Annotated in this window: 1 protein-coding gene and 2 pseudogenes; all 3 read left to right on the forward strand. The window is 46.3% G+C overall.

The genetic code is table 11. The features are described from left to right. Nucleotides 1-341 (forward strand): annotated as a pseudogene (locus ACTIE0_RS24315) (IS110 family transposase); the annotation flags it as partial. Between the two features lie 194 nt (nt 342-535). Next, nucleotides 536-1,123: an IS607 family transposase gene (locus ACTIE0_RS24320; protein WP_006669633.1), complete on the forward strand. Its 588-nt coding sequence runs from the start codon at nt 536-538 to the stop codon at nt 1,121-1,123. Between the two features lie 118 nt (nt 1,124-1,241). Further along, nucleotides 1,242-1,499: pseudogene (locus tag ACTIE0_RS24325) on the forward strand (RNA-guided endonuclease InsQ/TnpB family protein); the annotation flags it as partial.

Raw genomic sequence — 1,499 nt, forward strand, 5'->3', positions numbered from 1 at the left:
TGTGCGGGTTGGGGGCTACTCAAGTGCAATCTGGGCAGGCTGACACTCGTAGCAGTTTTACCGGAAGTAAAGAGGCGCGATCAACCTTGCATCAGTTTGTTGTACGGGCAATCGAGAAGGGGACTCATCGCGAACAGAAACCGGGTGGAGGTGCGATCGCGACAACCCCCTACGATTGCCTTCCCAAATCACCAGAAGCTCAGTCTCTTAGACTCTACTGGGTGACTAGAGCATACCACAAAGGGAACAAAGTTTCCGGGGCGGCGCTCAAGGCTGCCAGGAATGCCACATCCAGAAAGCTGGCTGAGACTTTATTTAAGGCTCTGTGGGATATGCGATAATCTACTTTAATTCATATACTTTTACAAAGCCCCGCTAACTAATTGTCTCGGCGGGGCTTTTTATTGTTCAAAGTTTGGGGGTAGGATAGAACTGATACTGACAGAGTTACGTCCTGTTAGCAGATTAACTGAACATTGCTTGACAATACTCAACAATCAGTCTAAGCTAGATAAGTACACAACCAGCGAGCTAAATGCCGAAATATACATCACCGAGTGAAACGGCTCAATACTTTGGTGTATGCTTACATACTTTAAGAAGATGGGAAAAAAACGGCAAAATTCAAGCGCTCAGGACACCATCAGGGCAGAGACGATATGATATTGCCTCCTACACGGTCTCATCAAACGAGAGAACGCAACGGGCAATTATCGCTTATGCCCGCGTTTCAAGTCGCGGACAAAAAGCAGACCTTGCGCGCCAAGTTGCAAAGTTACTCGAGGTCTACCCCAACGCCGAGCTCGTCACTGATATCGCCAGTGGTCTTAATTTCCAAAGAAAAGGACTTAGAGCCATTTGGGAGCGAGTCCGTAAAGGCGATGTCGGATTTATTGTGGTTGCCCACAAAGACAGACTCGCCCGTTTCGGGTTTGACCTCATCTCTTGGTTGTGTGAACAAGATGGTACAAAAATCGTGGTTCTCAAGCAAGACGGTTTATCCCCAGAGCGAGAATTGGTTGAAGACATCCTTGCCATTGTCCATGTCTTCGGTTGCCGACTCTACGGACTCAGAAAGTATAAGTCTGCAATCAAAGAAGATCCGGATTTATCCAAGCCTTGAACTGGAAAAAACCTGGAAAAAATGGCTGGCGGCTTGCCGTTATTGTTTTAACCAAGCCATCGCTATGCAGCGAAGCTCGACGCGGATGATTGGTAAGCTGAAGTTAAGAAATCTGGTAATGCAATCAGATTTACCTCAATGGGTGAAAGAAACGCCTTGCCATATCAGACAAAACGCGATATTTGACGCATATCAAGCATATAGGGCAAGCCGTGATGCCAAGTTCAGAAGTATTCGTAACCCACGACAGACAATCAAATTCAATGATTCTAACTTCACCAAAGGAACATGGTACAGCCAGTTAACAAAAACACTATCGTTTAAGGCAAGTGAACCGGTACCAGTCAGATGTGAGTACGGCACTCAATTAGTTTAT

Origin of the sequence: Limnospira sp. (assembly GCF_051859755.1) — a bacterium.
Classification (GTDB): domain Bacteria; phylum Cyanobacteriota; class Cyanobacteriia; order Cyanobacteriales; family Microcoleaceae; genus Limnospira; species Limnospira fusiformis.